Raw genomic sequence first — 14,897 nt, 5'->3', positions numbered from 1 at the left:
TCGGCCCCGTCAGGCCTGTTTGGCGACCACCGCCGCCCAGCCGGCCGCGTCGATCAACATCGCGGCCCAGTCTTCAGGGTCGATGCGCAGCGCGGCGAGCATTTCGGCCAGCGCCGGTGATACGCCTTGCTCGGCGGTCTCGGCGGCTTTCAGGAAAGCGCCGAATTCTCCGTGCCTGCCGAGGAGTGCCTCTTCGACGGCGTCGACGAGATTGAGCGGCGCGAGGATGTCCGCCAGCGGCTGGTCGAACAGCTGGTCGAGCAGCGAGAACATGCCCGTCATGAAGGCCTGATCGAACTGATCATGTGTCATGCCGCGTCGCCGGGCGAGCGATTCGAGCAGCCGACCGCGCATCGCCGCCTGCGGTAGCAAGGGGCTGGCGACGTCGCTGCCTTGCGGCCGCGCGAACAGCAGCAGCGTCACCCAGCGCAACAGCTGGCGCCGCCCGAGCATGATCAGCGCCTGGGCGAAATTCTCGATGCGCCGCCCCGGCATGAAGGCGACCGAATTGACGAGTTTCAATAGCTTGTAGGACAAATAGGCATCGCGCTTGAATACCGCCTCGATCTGGGCCAGCTCGGCATCGGCGGTGATCAGCGCCAAGAGGCGCAGCAGCTGGCTGCGCATCGCCGGGTCGCCTTTCAGCACCGGCGAGGCCATTCCGGCGTAGTGCCCGGCCAGCCAGTGGAAGCGGCAGAATCCCGGACAGACTTTCTCGGTCGTCCCCAACGCCAGATGCGGACCGGGACGCTCGAGCAGCAACCTGACGAGAGGTTCCGGCGCGGCGCTGCCGGGACAGGCTACCGCAAGGGAAGTGATCTCCGGCGCCAGTGCCGCACCCTCGTCCGGCATGCCGGAGGCCATCAGCCCGAACCCCGCCTTGCGTAGTTTCTGCAGTGCCTCGCGGTGCGTCGCCTCTGCCCCCGTCTGCCAAGGGAAGAACAGGATCAGGCGATCGCGCGGCAAGCCGTTCGCCAGTTTCGGATCGATGCGCATTGGGTCCGCCGGCACGATGCAAGGCAACGTGCTCAACACGCCAGCCAGCGAGAAATCCTCGAGCAACCGCTCCAGGTCGGCATTCTCGCAGGGGCGCGCGGCCGTCAGCCGCAAGGCGACCCACGCATGCCGGGCATCGAAGACCGGCTGCAGGGCAATCAACGGAAGGGCGTTCGACGGTTCCATCTGGCAACCTCCATTTTCTATGACTCCTTGGCCATCGAGTCGCGCGATCAGTGGTGCTCGAAGGCGCGTATTCCGCTTTCCGTCACGATCAGGTCGAGTGGGATGTCGTGCGGCTGGGGCTTCAGGTCGTCGACCGCACCCAGATCGAAACCGACGCCGATGGCAAACGGCCGTGGGTTCATCGCCGCCAGCGTGCGGTCGAAATAGCCACCGCCGTAGCCGAGACGATAACCCGCCGCGTCGAAGGCGACGAGCGGCAGCAACATGACATCCGGATCACGCGTGCGATGAGTGGACGGCACCGGGATGCCGTAGGGATCGACGGTCATCGGCGCTGCCGGCCACCAGGCGAAAAACTCCATCGGCGCATCGAGCTGTCGCACCACCGGCATCGCGGCCAGCCAGCCGGCATCGAGCAGCCGTTCGATCAACGGGCGGCAATCCACCTCGCCGCGCATCGGCATGCAGAAGGCGATCGATCCGACCGGCCGGGCGAGCAGATATTCACCGAGGTGATGGCAGACGGCGACGGAGGCCGCCCGGTGCGCCGCGGCGGGCAGACTCATCCGCGCGGCGATCTTCTCGCGTCGCAGCATCGCCCGCAGGGCATCTGGATCAACGGCGGTTTGACGGGTTTGATCGGTCATGGTGACGACTTTGCACTATGCTAATCTGAAACGATCCGAACGGAGTCGTCATCTGATGAAACGTTTCCTCGCCACCGCGCTTCTCATCGCCCTGCCAACCTGGCTGCAGGCGGCTTTGGCGGCTGAAGATGCGGCCTTCACTGCCGCACGCGAGGCTTATGCCAGGAAAGATCGCGCGTCGCTCGCCGTTGCCTTGGCTTCTCTCGGCACGCATCCACTCGCACCTTGGGCGCGTTATTTTCAATTGAGTCTGCAGCTCGCCGACGGGAAGAATCCTTCGGACGAAGGCGTCGCGGAATTCGTCGAACGCGAGGCCGGCACCTGGCTGGGTGAGAAGATGCGCGCCGAATGGCTCAAGTGGCTGGTCGATCGGCAGGAATGGCAACGCGCGCGCGAACAATTCGCCCGTTTGCAACGACCCGATGCGGAAAGCCTCTGCCGCGGGCTGGAGGCGCGCCTGCAGCTTGGCGAGGCCGGGGCGGCGAATGATGTTGCGGCAATTCTGGCCGCACCGCAACCGCTCGCCGCGAGCTGCCTGCCGCCGCTAGGAAGGCTGGCGGCGACGGGCGAGCTTCCCACCGAACTGCTCTGGGAACGTCTCTTCCGTCAATGGGCCGGCGGCAGGCTCAAGGAAGCCCGAGTCCTCGCCAGCTGGCTGTCCGCGGACGAGGCGCCGGCGCCCCGCAGTTTGGATAACATCGCGGAGCATCCTGTGCAGGTGCTGGCCAACAAGAAAAGCGGCACACTGGCCGATCCAAAAAAAAGCGGCGTACTGGCCGAAGCGAAAAAAAGCGGCGTACTGGCCGCTTTGGCCGTCCTGCGCATGGCGCGCACCGACGTGCATCTGGCCGCAGCGCGCTGGCAGGAGGTCGAGGAGAGGCTGCCAGCCGGTTTGCGCGGGATCGTCTGGGGGCGCCTGGCGCTCGTCGCCGCGCTGACCCATCAACCCGAGGCCACCGAGTGGTTCAACCATGCAGAGAAGCTCGGAGCCAGCTTCGACGAGGAACAACAGGGCTGGCGCATCCGCGCGGGCTTGCGCGCCGGCGACTGGCCGGAAGTGGCGCGCTCGACCGCCGCGTTGCCCGAAACCCTGGCTTCCCGGCCAGAATGGCTCTACTGGCGCGCCCGCGCGCTGGCCGCACTCGGCTGGCTCGATGACGCACAGGCGCTGTATCGCCAGATCGCTGGTCAGCCCCACTTCTACGGCATCCTCGCCAGTGAGGCGCTGGGACGGCGGCTCAGCCTGCCGCCACGCGCCCAGCCGCCGAGCCCCGAGGAGCGTCGCGAGGCCGAAAGCCACCCCACGCTGATACGTGCGCTGGCGCTGATCCGCGCCGGGCTGCGCAATGAGGGTGTGCGCGAATGGAACTGGGTGCTCGCCGACATGGACGACCGGCAGCTTTTGGCCGCCGCCGATTTTGCCAGGCAGAACGAGGTCATCGACCGCGCGATCAGCACCGCCGAGCGCACCCGCAGCGAGCATGATTTCGCGCTGCGCTACCCGACGCCCTTTTTCGAGCAGGTTGCGCCCCGCGTGCGCGAGGTCGATCTCGATCCCGCCTGGGTATATGGACTGATGCGTCAGGAAAGCCGTTTCGTGATGGATGCGAAATCGAGCGCCGGCGCCAAGGGGCTGATGCAGCTGATGCCCGCGACGGCGAAATGGGTGGCGAAGAAGATCGGCCTTACCAGTTACCATCCGGGCAAGGTCACCGAGATGGACACCAACCTGACGCTCGGCACGAATTACCTGCGCATGGTGATGGACAGCCTCGATGATCATCCGGTACTGGCCACCGCCGCCTACAACGCAGGACCAGGCCGCGCGCGCAAGTGGCGCGCCGAACGGCCGCTCGAAGGCGCAATCTATGTCGAGACGATCCCGTTTTCCGAGACTCGCGACTACGTGAAGAAAGTGATGGCGAATGCGATCTACTATGCCGCGCTGATGGGCAGGCCGGCTCCGTCGCTGACCCAGCGACTCGGCACCATCCGGCCGCGCGGCTTCGGCGACATCGATGCGGAGAGACTCCCATGAAGAAGGCCCTGTTGATCGGCGGCACCGGCTTCCTGGGCAGCGCGCTGGCGTGCCGTCTTGGCCGCGCCGACTTTGCGCTCACACTGCCCACGCGCCGCCGCGAGCGCGTGAAACATCTGACGGTGTTGCCGGCGGCGAACGTCGTCGAGGCCGACGTTCACGATGAAGAGACGCTCGCGCGGCTGATGGCCGGGCAGGATCTCGTCGTCAATCTCGTCGGCATCCTGAAGGGCGATTTCCAACGCGCCCATGTCGAGCTGCCCGGCAAGATCGCGCGCGCCGCCGCGGTGGCCCATGTTTCGCGGCTGATCCACATCTCGGCGCTGGGTGCGACAGCTGATGCGCCCTCCGAATATTTGAGGAGCAAGGCCGCCGGCGAGGCGGCGGTGAAAGCCTTCTTTCCGCAAGCCACGATCTTTCAGCCTTCGGTGATCTTCGGCCGCGGCGACAGCTTCCTGACGCTGTTCGCCGGGCTGCTGGCGATCGCGCCGCTGGTGCCGCTCGCCTGCCCACAGGCGCGCTTTACGCCGGTTTGGGTCGAGGACGTCGTCTCGAGCATCGTCGCCAGTCTCGATTATCCCGAAAGCCAGGGACAAACCTATCCGCTTTGTGGTCCGCGCATCTATACCCTGCGCGAGCTGGTCGCCTATACCGGCTGGCTTTCCGGCCATCCGCGGCCGATCATCGGTTTGCCGCTCGCGCTTTCCTATCTGCAGGCGCTGATCATGGAATGGCTGCCCAACGGGCCGATGACGCGCGACAACGTCCGCTCGATGCAGGTACCCAACGTCTGTCCCGAAGGCTCAACGCTGCCCTTCGGTCTGACGGCCACGCCACTCGAGGCGGTGGCGCCGGACTATCTCGCCAAGCGATGAAGGTTTTCTGCGTCGGCGGCGCGGTGCGCGATCAGCTGCTCGGCCTGCCGGTGCAGGATCGCGACTGGGTGGTCGTCGGCAGCACGCCCGAGGAAATGCTCGCGCAGGGCTTTACGCCGGTGGGCAAGGACTTCCCCGTCTTCCTCCACCCACAGACCCACGAGGAGTATGCGCTGGCGCGCACCGAGCGGAAGAGCGGGCATGGCTATCACGGCTTCACCTTCCATACCGCACCCGATGTCACGCTCGAAGACGACCTCGCGCGCCGCGATTTGACGATCAATGCGATCGCCAAGGCCGAAGATGGCACGCTGATCGACCCTTTCGGCGGCCGCAGCGATCTCGCGAAGAAGATCCTGCGCCACGTCTCGGCCTCCTTCGCCGAGGACCCGGTGCGCATCCTGCGCGTCGCCCGCTTCGCCGCCCGCTTCACCGACTTTTCCGTAGCAGCACAGACGCTGGAGCTGATGCGCTCGATGGTGATTAGCGGCGAGGTCGATCATCTGGTTGCCGAACGGGTCTGGCAGGAACTCGCGCGCGGTTTGATGGAGGCGAAGCCTTCGCGCATGTTCGAGGTGTTGCGCAGCTGCGGGGCGCTGGCGCGACTGTTACCGGAGCTCGACCGGCTCTGGGGTGTGCCGCAACGCGCCGATTTCCATCCGGAGGTTGATTGCGGCGTGCATGTGATGCTGGTGATCGACATGGCGGCGCGGCTCGGTCTTTCCCTTCCGGCGCGCTTTGCAGCGCTCACCCACGATCTGGGCAAGGGGATGACGCCGGCCGAAATCCTGCCGCGCCACGTCGGCCATGAACAAAGAAGCGTCGCCTTGCTCGAACCGCTCTGTGAGCGCCTGCGCGTGCCGGGCGATTGCCGCGACCTCGCGCGCCTCGTCGCGCGCTATCACGGCGACATCCACAAGGTGGCCGAGCTGCGGCCAGAAACGAAGCTCGAGATTCTGGAGCGCTGCGATGCGCTGCGCCGTGCGGCCCGCTTTGCGGAAATCCTCGCCGCCTGTGAGGCCGACTATCGCGGCCGGCTCGGCTGGGAGGAGAAAAGCTACGCCGCCGCCGACCTTTGGCGCCGACTGCTGGCTGCCGTGCAGTCGGTCGATGCCGGTGCGATTGCCCAGACTTGCGCCGATCCCCGACAGATTCCGGCGCGCATTCATCGAGCCCGTATCGCGGCGATCAAGGCACTGTCTTCAGCAGCGCCTTGAAGCTCGCCAGCCGCGCGTTGCCAGCGGCTTTGTCGACAGTCGGCGCTGACGGGACGGCACCCTGCCCCTCATGCCTGACATCGTCGCCCATCTCGGCGATGAAACGCGATGGCATGCGCTCGACGATCTCCTTGCCCTGCTTGCGCTTCAGACACCAGCTCACGTTGAGGGAGAGCTGCGCGCGTGTGATGCCGACATACATCAGGCGGCGTTCCTCCTCGATATTGCCGACATCGATCGACTCGCGGTGCGGCAGGTTGCCTTCCTCGACGCCGACGAGGAAGACATGGCGGAACTCGAGTCCCTTGGCGGCGTGCAAGGTCGCGAGCTGCACGGCATCGAGGTTCTCGTCGCGCTTGTCGAGCATCGTGATCAAGGCGACGGTCTGGGCGAGCTCCAGCAGGCCTTTTTTTTCCTCCTCGCCCTTGGCGGCAAGCCAGCCGACGAATTCGCGCACGTTGGCCAGCCGCGCTTCGGCATCACGCGTTTCCAGCGTCTCGAACAGCCAGGTCTCATAGCCGATCGCCTTGACGAGGTCCGCGAGTACCTGGCTTGCGGGTTCCCGCCTTGCCCGAAATTCCATGCGATTGATGAAACCGCCGAACTCGCGTAGCGCCGCCAGTTGCGGCGCCTTGATTTCGAGTTCGATGCCCGGCGCGAAGATTGCGGCGAACAGACCGATGTGACGTCGTCCCGCCGCCTGTCCCAAGGCTTCGAGCGTCGTGCCGCCGATGCCCCGCTTGGGTGTGGTGACGGCGCGGATGAAGGCCGGATCGTCATCCGGGTTGGCCAAGAGGCGCAAGTAGCTGACGATATCCTTGATCTCGCTTTTGTCGAAGAACGACTGGCCACCCGAGAGCACATAGGGCACCTTGTGGGCGCGCAGCTGCTGCTCGAAAAGGCGCGCCTGATGATTGCCGCGGTAGAGGATCGCATAGTCACGCCAGCGGCCGCGCGTCTCGAACCGGTGCGCCATCAGGCGCGTGATCACCCATTCGGCCTCGTGCTGATCATCCCGGCAGGCCATCACGCGGATCATGTCGCCATGCCCCTTGTCCGACCAGAGTTTCTTCTCGAACAGCTTGGGATTGTGGCGGATCACGCTGTTGGCCGCCTTGAGGATGCGCGTCGTCGAGCGGTAGTTCTGTTCGAGCTTGATGACTTTGAGGCGCGGATAGTCGGCGGCGAGCTGGCGTAAGTTATCGACGTCGGCGCCGCGCCAGGCGTAGATCGACTGGTCGTCGTCGCCGACCGCGGTGAAGGCTGCGCGCTCACCGGTGAGCAGACGCATCAAGCGGTTCTGGCAACGGTTGGTGTCCTGGTATTCATCGACCAAGAGGTGCCAGATGCGCTGCCGCCAGCGCTGCGCCACTTCCTCATCCTGTTCGAGCAGCCGCACCGGCTTCATGATCAGATCGTCGAAATCGACCGCCTGGTAGGCATGAAGCATGCGTTCGTATTCGGCATAAACGCGGGCCGCGTCGGCTTCGAGATCGTCCAAGGGTGAGACGTCATCGGGGCCGAGCAGCGCGTTCTTCCAAAGCGAGATACGCTGCTGGACCAGCTTCAGGCGCGCTTTGTCGGCATCCTTCATCAGCTCGGCGAACAGCGCCGCGGTATCGCTGGCATCGAGGATCGAAAAGCCGGGCTTCAAGCCCGCCGCCTTGGCTTCCATGCGCAGAAATTTCGCGCCCAGGGCGTGGAATGTGCTGATATTGACTTCGCTGGCGCGCTCGCCAACGCGCCTGGCGACGCGCTCCTTCATCTCGCGCGCGGCCTTGTTGGTGAAGGTGATCGCCGTGACGTGCGCAGGTGCGATGCCTACTTCGCCGATCAGATAGGCGATCTTCTCGGTGATCACGCGCGTCTTGCCGGAACCGGCGCCGGCCAGCACCAGAAGCGGACCATCGAGATAGCGGATCGCTTCCCGCTGCGGGGGGTTGAGTCCTTGCACGCCAACTACTTCAAGACGCCACGTAGCGGAGTGACCTTGGCCGAATCCTTGATGACCGTCGTACCATCGCCCCCCGTGATGTTGCCGCAGCTGCAAGCAGCCTCGATGTAGGCGACGCAGGCGACGATTTCCTTGCATTCGGCGCACTCGTAATGACGTTGCCACCCTTCGCCAAAGAGCCGCCGGGCTCCCGCGCGATGGTGTCGAAGCGGTAGATTTTGCGTAGGTCGAGTTTCATTTGATGTTATTTAACCACAGCGGTCACGGACGCTCATGCCAGCGAGCCGCCCTTGGCTGGGGTCATGCACACCGTCACAAATTCGTCACACTGTTTCAATAGCATGACCTGGTGCGCCGCAAGACGCTCGTTATCCGGCGCGTTTCCTCTACACCCAACGAAAGGAGTCAGTTCATGCAACTCAGAAAGATCGCGTCAGCTCTCGGTTTCGTCGCTGCCACCGCATTCATCGCCCCGGCGGCCAGCGCCCAGGCCGTGCAGGTCGATCCGGCCCTGCCCAGCTACACCAAGGCCAGCGGGGTTTCCGGCAATTTCACCAGTGTCGGCTCCGACACGCTCAATAACCTGATGACACTGTGGGCCGAAACCTACAAGCGTTTCTATCCCAACGTCAACATCCAGATCCAGGGCGCCGGTTCCTCGACCGCGCCCCCTGCGCTGATCGAAGGCGCTTCGAACTTCGGCCCGATGAGCCGCGTGATGAATGCCAAGGAAATCGAGTCCTTCGAGAAGAAATACGGCTACAAACCCACGGCGGTGCCGGTCGCGATCGACGCCCTGGCCGTGTATGTCAACAAGGACAACCCGATCAAGGGCCTGTCGATCCAGCAGGTCGATGCGATCTTCTCCTCGACCCGCAAGTGCGGCGCACCGGCCGACATCACCAAGTGGGGTCAGGTGGGGCTCACCGGCGAATGGGAAACCCGTGCCATCGCCCTGTATGGCCGCAATTCGGTGTCTGGTACCTATGGCTACTTCAAGGAGCACGCGCTGTGCAAGGGTGACCTGAAACGCGAAGTCGCTGAACAGCCTGGTTCCGCGTCGGTCGTGCAAAGCGTCAGCGGCCAGCTCAACGCCATCGGCTATTCCGGTATCGGCTACAAGACCTCCGGCGTGCGCGCCGTGCCGCTGTCGAAGAAGACCGGCCAACCCTTCGTCGAGGCCGACGCCAAGCACGCGATCGACGGCACCTATCCGCTGGCACGCGTGCTCTACGTTTATGTGAACAAGCGCCCCAACACGGAACTGCCGCCGCTCGAGCGCGAATTCTTCAAGATGGTGCTCTCGAAGGAAGGTCAGCAGGTCGTCGTCAAGGACGGCTTCGTGCCGATGCCAGCCGGCATGGCCAAGAAGGCGCTGGCCGATCTGGGCATCCACTGAATCGCGATCCATGTGAGTCGCCGGTCGCCCACGCGGCCGGCGTGACCCGACCACGGAGACCCCATCATGCGCATCATGCAACGCATTTCCGCCCACAGCCTGGCCGCCGCGCTGGCATTTGGCGCCCTTGGCCTTTCCGGTTGTGCCAGCCAGCAGCCGGCTGCAACTTCCCACCACGAGGCGAAGGCCGCCCAGCCAGCCGCCGCGCAGAAGGCGAATTACTTCCTCGTCTTCCACGACAACGGCCGCCTCTATGCCTTCAGCGATCCGGCGCTTTATTTGCTGTTCCTCGAGCACGACGAGGTGCCGCTCACCCGCACTCGCATCGGCGGCGGGCCCGACGGACAGACGGTGATCTTCGGCCTGACCAAAAAGGAAGCCGGCCTCCCGCTCGATGCGCCGGTCGTTGCCGAAAAATTTTTCGACGGCAAGATCGGCGAGGTCGGCGCCTTTTATGGCGAAGTGATCTACAACGGTCGCTACTACGTCTTTGGCGAATGGCAGGATATGAAAGATTTCCTGCAGCACAAGGAGGTCGCCTGGACCTTCACGGAAATCGGCGCCGGCCCGAAGGGCGAGACGGTCATCTATGCGTTGAACAAGAAGACCAAGAATGCCGGCCGCCCGGCCCCATTGATCGAAGCCTTCAATAAGCTGCACTCGAAAAAATAAGCGTCACTCACGATGCAACGCAGGGCGCATGCGTGGGGCTGCCCGACCGGGTTGCCCCACGTTGCGTCGCGTTCGGTAGACTCTGCGCGGTATCCCAAGCTCGTCGGACAGTAACTCATGGAAAAAATCGAGGCCAACATCAGCAAGGTCGGCGGCTTTACCGGCCGGCGCATGACCCGGGACAAGCTGTTCAAGCACGTGATGACCATCGGCGGCTTGAGCGTGATCCTCGCGATCAGCCTGATCTTTTTCTATCTGGCCAGCGTCGTCGTGCCCATTTTTACCCCGCCCAGCCTCGAAAAGCCGCAAACGGTGCCGCTTGCCATGAGCGGCGCGGACACCGTGTATTTGAGCAGCGAAGAGCAGGCGGAAATCGGCGTGCGCATGACCCTGGCGGGCGAAGTGCGGTTTTTCGGCATGAAGGACGGCCACGAGATCGCCAGAGAAAAATTGCCTACGGACAGCAAGCCCGTCAGCTTCGCTGCCGGCGATCCGGCCAAGGGCGTGGTCGCCTGGGGGCTGGCCGATGGCAGGATCATGTTCGTCAAGACCGCCTTCGATGTCCAGTTCAAGAAAGATCCGACGCATCCCGACAAGGACATCCGCACCATCACGCCGCGTCTCGACTACCCTTTGGGCAAGACGCCGCTTGCCATCGACTCGCAGGGTCAGGCGCTCGAAAAAATCGCCATCCAATACGACGACAACGAAACTACCGTCGTGGCGCTCACCGAGGATGGTCGGCTGCTTTTGACCAGCATCGCCAGCAAGACCAACCTGATCACCGGCGAGACGAACATCGAGCAGAACACCGTCGCCTTGCCGCCCGTTCCGCAAGGCAGAATCGAACGGCTGCTGCTCGAAGTCAAGCAGCGCGAGCTTTACGTCTTGCACGATGGCCGCTACGCGACCCATTACGACGTGATGGACAAGGCCAATCCGCGCCTGGTTCAAACCGTCGAGCTGTTCCCGGTCGGCGAATCCGTCAGCGCCGCGACGATGCTCTCCGGCGGTTATTCCCTGATCGTCGGCTCCGACAAAGGCAATCTCGCGCAATGGTTCCTGGTGCGCGATGCCGAAAACAACTATCACCTGACCCGGATCCGCACGTTCCCGGCGCTGAAAGGGAAAATCACCATCCTCGTCCCGGAATACTTCCGCAAGGGTTTCCTCGCCGGCGACGACCAGGGCGAGATTGGCCTGTATTACGCCACCTCGCAACGCCAGCTGCTCACCCATTCGACGGGCTCCCAACCGCTGATGATGGTCGGCATTGCGCCGCGCGGCAACGCGCTCTTGGCCGAGGCTGCCGATGGCCGTCTGACGCTGGCGCGCGTGCATAACGAATATCCGGAGGTGTCCTTCTCGGCGCTGTGGCAGAAAGTCTGGTATGAAAGCTACAGCGAGCCGGAATACATCTGGCAATCGACCGCGGCCAATTCGGACTTCGAGCCGAAATTCAGCCTCGCGCCGCTCACCCTCGGCACGCTGAAGGCCGCGTTCTACGCGATGCTGGTCGCGGTGCCGCTGGCAGTGCTCGGCGCGATCTTCGCCGCCTATTTCATGTCCCCGAAGATGCGCGGCATCGTCAAGCCGTCGATCGAGATCATGCAGGCACTGCCGACCGTGGTGCTGGGCTTTCTCGCTGGGTTGTGGCTCGCCCCCTATGTCGACAACAACCTGGCCGGCACCTTGCTCGCCATCTTCCTGCTGCCGATCACCTTCCTGCTGACGGCCTGGCTTTGGCACCTCTTGCCCGCCCGTCTGACGCAGCGCGTCAGCCCCGGCTGGGAGGCCGCTTTGCTGATCCCGGTGATCCTCCTCGTGATGGCACTGGCGCTTTCGGCCGGCCACCCGATCGAGGCGGCGCTGTTCGACGGCGACATGCCGCACTGGATCCACCAGCGGCTCGGCTGGTCCTATGAGCAGCGCAACTCGCTGGTGGTCGGCATCGCGATGGGCTTCGCGGTGATCCCGACGATCTTCTCGATCGCCGAGGATGCCGTATTCAGCGTGCCCAAGCATTTGACCACCGGGTCGCTGGCACTCGGCGCAACCCCTTGGCAGACGCTCTACAACGTCGTGCTGCTGACCGCCAGTCCCGGCATCTTTTCGGCGATCCTGATCGGTATGGGTCGCGCGATCGGCGAGACCATGATCGTCCTGATGGCTACCGGCAATACCGCGGTGATGGATTTGTCGATCTTCACCGGCTTTCGCACCCTGTCGGCCAACGTCGGCGTCGAGATGGGCGAAGCGGCCGTCGGCACCACGCATTACCGGCTGCTGTTCTTCTCCGCGCTGGTGCTGTTTCTGATCACCTTCGCCGCCAACACGCTGGGCGAGCTGGTGCGTCAGCGCCTGCGCGAAAAATACAGCTCATTGTGAGGATGTTTCATCATGCGTAATTGGTTCAAGAGCGGGGAGCCCTGGATCTGGATGACGGCCGGCGCCGTCGCGCTCTCGCTCGTCATGGTCTATGCCGTCGTCTGGCTCGCCGCCGCCCGCGGACTGACGCACTTCTGGCCGCACCCGGTGATCCAGACCACCTTCACCGGCAACGACGGCAAGCCGCAGCGCGTGATCGGCGAAATCCACGACGAGGAGGAAGTCTCGCTGCTGCGCCTTCGTGAAGCCGGCTTCAAGATCGACAGCCCGGACAAATTCACCACGCGCTACCTTTTCAAGCTCGGCAACCGCGACGTCACCGGCAGCGACTTCAAGTGGTTTCCGCAGCCCATGCTCGGCAAGTTCGAACGTCCGCAGGACCTTTTGACGCTCGAGCGGCGCGAATGGGGCAACTTCTACGGCCACCTGAAGGCGGTCAAGGAAGAAGGCAAGGTCGTCGCAGAAGGGGCTGCCGCCTGGCCCGAGCTGCAACAGCGCCTGGAGCGTTCCAGCGCCCTGTTCAAAGAGATCTACCACATCGAAAAGGTCGAGATCGGCAACATCAACTATGCGCTCGAGAAATTGCGCCTCAAGGAGCGCAAGCTCGAGCTCCAGCAAAGGCTCACCGCTGCGGAGCAGGCGGCGCTCGCCAACGAGCGCGAGCAATATCAGAAAGCCTTCCTCGCCTTGCAGGAGAAACTGGAAAAGCTGCGCCACGAGATCAAACGCGACAGCCTCGCCGCCGAGATCAGCGATGGCCGCATCATCGACGTGCCGCTGGCCAACGTCGCCGATGCCTATCTCCCGAATGCGATGAGCATCCCGGCGAAGATGCGTCACTATGCGCGCAAGCTGTGGGAATTCGCTGCCGAGGATCCGCGCGAGGCGAACACCGAAGGCGGCATCTTCCCGGCCATCTTCGGCACCGTGCTGATGGTGCTGCTGATGGCGGTGATCGTCACGCCCTTGGGCATCATGGCGGCGATCTACATGCGCGAATACGCCAGACAGGGCCCCTTGATCCGCATCATCCGCATCTCGGTCAACAATCTCGCCGGCGTGCCGTCGATCGTCTATGGCGTGTTCGGCCTCGGTTTCTTCGTCTACTTCCTCGGTCACAACATCGACCTATTGTTCTACCCAGAAGCGCAGCCGGCGCCGGTATTCGGCAGTCCGGGCCTGTTGTGGGCTTCGCTGACGCTCGCGCTATTGACGCTGCCGGTGGTGATCGTCGCTACCGAAGAAGGTCTGGCGCGCGTGCCGCGCAGCATCCGCGAGGGCAGCCTCGCTCTGGGTGCGACCAAGGCGGAAACCCTGTGGCGCACCGTGCTGCCGATCGCCAGCCCGGCGATGATGACCGGGCTGATTCTCGCCGTGGCGCGCGCCGCGGGCGAAGTGGCGCCACTGATGCTGGTTGGTGTGGTCAAGCTCGCGCCCAGCCTCCCTCTCGACGGCAACTATCCGTTCCTGCATCTGGAGCGCAAGTTCATGCACCTGGGCTTCCACATCTACGACGTCGGCTTCCAGAGCCCCAACATCGAGGCGGCGCGGCCGCTCGTCTATGCCACTGCCCTATTGCTGGTACTGATCATCGTCGTGCTCAATCTTGCCGCGATTCGCCTGCGTCACCGCCTGCGCGAGAAGATGCGTGGCCTCGAAGGCGTCTGATCCCTCATTTCCCCGCTGGACGAAACGCAATGAACGCAAATCCCGAAAAGACCCATGCGATGCACTTCGGCGAGCTCGGCCGCGTGCTGCTCGAGCCATCGAGCGACCATGTGCTGCACGTCGACAGGCTGAACCTTCATTACGGCGACAACCATGCGCTCAAGGACATCAATCTGCAGATACCGCGCAACCGCGTCACCGCCTTCATCGGCCCGAGCGGCTGCGGCAAATCGACGTTGCTGCGCTGCTTCAACCGCATGAACGATCTGGTCGATAGCTGCCGGATCGAGGGGCGGATCCTGCTCGATGGCAAGAACATCTATGACAAGGACGTGAATGTCGCGCTGCTGCGGCGTCGCGTCGGCATGGTATTCCAGAAACCCAACCCTTTCCCCAAGTCGATCTATGAGAACGTCGCCTACGGCCTGCGCATCATGGGCGTCAATGACAAGACCACGCTCGACGGGGCCGTCGAGCGCGCCCTGCGCGGTGCGGCGCTGTGGGACGAGGTCAAGGATCGGCTCCACGAGAGCGGCATGAGCCTGTCGGGCGGCCAGCAGCAGCGCCTGGTGATCGCCCGCGCCATCGCCCTGCAACCCGAGGTGTTGTTGCTCGACGAGCCCTGCTCGGCGCTCGATCCGATCTCGACGGCGAAGATCGAGGAACTGATCGACGAATTGAAGAGCGCATACACCATCATCATCGTCACCCACAACATGCAGCAGGCGGCGCGCATTTCCGACGTCACGGCCTACATGTATCTGGGCGAGCTGATCGAATTCGGCGCCACGGACGAAATTTTCATCAAGCCGAAAGACAAACGCACCGAGGACTACATCACCGGCCGCTTCGGCTAA

General features: G+C 63.9%; 11 protein-coding genes. 8 read left to right on the top strand and 3 right to left on the bottom strand.

The annotated features are described in order from the left end of the window. Positions 1 to 9: 9 nt before the first annotated feature. Together EL335_RS00620 and EL335_RS00615 are read right to left on the bottom strand one after the other, a co-directional pair. Positions 10 to 1,182, bottom strand: coding sequence for an EAL and HDOD domain-containing protein (locus tag EL335_RS00620; protein ID WP_126443758.1), 1,173 nt, complete (start codon positions 1,180 to 1,182; stop codon positions 10 to 12). A 47-nt stretch (positions 1,183 to 1,229) separates the two neighbouring features. Next, complete coding sequence (locus EL335_RS00615) at positions 1,230 to 1,829, bottom strand: 5-formyltetrahydrofolate cyclo-ligase (protein ID WP_126443757.1); 600 nt, start codon at positions 1,827 to 1,829, stop codon at positions 1,230 to 1,232. 55 nt (positions 1,830 to 1,884) lie between these two features. Here EL335_RS00615 and EL335_RS00610 point away from each other — a divergent pair, with 55 nt between their 5' ends. Genes EL335_RS00610 through EL335_RS00600 form a run of 3 tightly spaced genes read left to right on the top strand, consistent with a single transcriptional unit; the run spans position 1,885 to position 5,959 of the window. Then, entirely contained in the window at positions 1,885 to 3,867 is a 1,983-nt protein-coding gene (locus EL335_RS00610) for a lytic transglycosylase domain-containing protein (protein WP_172599979.1), read from the top strand. After that, positions 3,864 to 4,742, top strand: coding sequence for a complex I NDUFA9 subunit family protein (locus tag EL335_RS00605; RefSeq protein WP_126443755.1), 879 nt, complete (start codon positions 3,864 to 3,866; stop codon positions 4,740 to 4,742). Before EL335_RS00610 ends, EL335_RS00605 begins: the two co-directional genes overlap by 4 nt. Continuing rightward, positions 4,739 to 5,959 carry a multifunctional CCA addition/repair protein gene (locus EL335_RS00600; RefSeq protein WP_126443754.1) on the top strand — a complete coding sequence of 407 codons (1,221 nt, stop codon included), beginning with the start codon at positions 4,739 to 4,741 and terminating at the stop codon, positions 5,957 to 5,959. The genes EL335_RS00605 and EL335_RS00600 overlap by 4 nt, the downstream gene beginning before the upstream one ends. On the opposite strand, the gene EL335_RS00595 is transcribed toward EL335_RS00600, so the two are convergent. Continuing rightward, positions 5,931 to 7,913: a UvrD-helicase domain-containing protein gene (locus EL335_RS00595; RefSeq protein ID WP_284155387.1), complete on the bottom strand. Its 1,983-nt coding sequence runs from the start codon at positions 7,911 to 7,913 to the stop codon at positions 5,931 to 5,933. The two genes, EL335_RS00600 and EL335_RS00595, sit on opposite strands and share 29 nt — an antisense overlap. 412 nt (positions 7,914 to 8,325) lie before the next feature. Between EL335_RS00595 and EL335_RS00590 the strand changes: the two genes are divergently transcribed. The 5 genes from EL335_RS00590 (at position 8,326) to pstB (ending at position 14,897) form a co-directional block, all read left to right on the top strand. Further along, positions 8,326 to 9,312 carry a PstS family phosphate ABC transporter substrate-binding protein gene (locus tag EL335_RS00590; protein WP_126443752.1) on the top strand — a complete coding sequence of 329 codons (987 nt, stop codon included), beginning with the start codon at positions 8,326 to 8,328 and terminating at the stop codon, positions 9,310 to 9,312. Positions 9,313 to 9,378: 66 nt separating this feature from the next. Beyond that, positions 9,379 to 9,984 carry a hypothetical protein gene (locus EL335_RS00585; RefSeq protein ID WP_126443751.1) on the top strand — a complete coding sequence of 202 codons (606 nt, stop codon included), beginning with the start codon at positions 9,379 to 9,381 and terminating at the stop codon, positions 9,982 to 9,984. Between the two features lie 117 nt (positions 9,985 to 10,101). Continuing rightward, entirely contained in the window at positions 10,102 to 12,372 is a 2,271-nt protein-coding gene (locus tag EL335_RS00580; RefSeq protein WP_126443750.1) for an ABC transporter permease subunit, read from the top strand. A gap of 12 nt (positions 12,373 to 12,384) precedes the next feature. Further along, positions 12,385 to 14,040: a phosphate ABC transporter permease PstA gene (gene pstA / locus EL335_RS00575; RefSeq protein ID WP_126443749.1), complete on the top strand. Its 1,656-nt coding sequence runs from the start codon at positions 12,385 to 12,387 to the stop codon at positions 14,038 to 14,040. A 59-nt stretch (positions 14,041 to 14,099) separates the two neighbouring features. After that, complete coding sequence (gene pstB, locus EL335_RS00570; RefSeq protein WP_284155513.1) at positions 14,100 to 14,897, top strand: phosphate ABC transporter ATP-binding protein PstB; 798 nt, start codon at positions 14,100 to 14,102, stop codon at positions 14,895 to 14,897.

Source organism: Sulfuricystis multivorans (assembly GCF_003966565.1).
Taxonomy (GTDB): domain Bacteria; phylum Pseudomonadota; class Gammaproteobacteria; order Burkholderiales; family Rhodocyclaceae; genus Sulfuricystis; species Sulfuricystis multivorans.
The sequence above is the reverse complement of the archived record's forward strand: the minus strand, read 5'-3'. Positions and strand labels throughout refer to the sequence as shown.

Coding starts and splice junctions, on each gene's coding strand:
- EL335_RS00590 (WP_126443752.1), top strand. CDS start 8,326: ATGCAACTCAGAAAGATCGCGTCAGCTCTCGGTTTCGTCGCTGCCACC.
- pstA (WP_126443749.1), top strand. CDS start 12,385: ATGCGTAATTGGTTCAAGAGCGGGGAGCCCTGGATCTGGATGACGGCC.
- EL335_RS00615 (WP_126443757.1), bottom strand. CDS start 1,829: ATGACCGATCAAACCCGTCAAACCGCCGTTGATCCAGATGCCCTGCGG.
- EL335_RS00585 (WP_126443751.1), top strand. CDS start 9,379: ATGCGCATCATGCAACGCATTTCCGCCCACAGCCTGGCCGCCGCGCTG.
- pstB (WP_284155513.1), top strand. CDS start 14,100: ATGCACTTCGGCGAGCTCGGCCGCGTGCTGCTCGAGCCATCGAGCGAC.
- EL335_RS00600 (WP_126443754.1), top strand. CDS start 4,739: ATGAAGGTTTTCTGCGTCGGCGGCGCGGTGCGCGATCAGCTGCTCGGC.
- EL335_RS00620 (WP_126443758.1), bottom strand. CDS start 1,182: ATGGAACCGTCGAACGCCCTTCCGTTGATTGCCCTGCAGCCGGTCTTC.
- EL335_RS00605 (WP_126443755.1), top strand. CDS start 3,864: ATGAAGAAGGCCCTGTTGATCGGCGGCACCGGCTTCCTGGGCAGCGCG.
- EL335_RS00610 (WP_172599979.1), top strand. CDS start 1,885: ATGAAACGTTTCCTCGCCACCGCGCTTCTCATCGCCCTGCCAACCTGG.
- EL335_RS00580 (WP_126443750.1), top strand. CDS start 10,102: ATGGAAAAAATCGAGGCCAACATCAGCAAGGTCGGCGGCTTTACCGGC.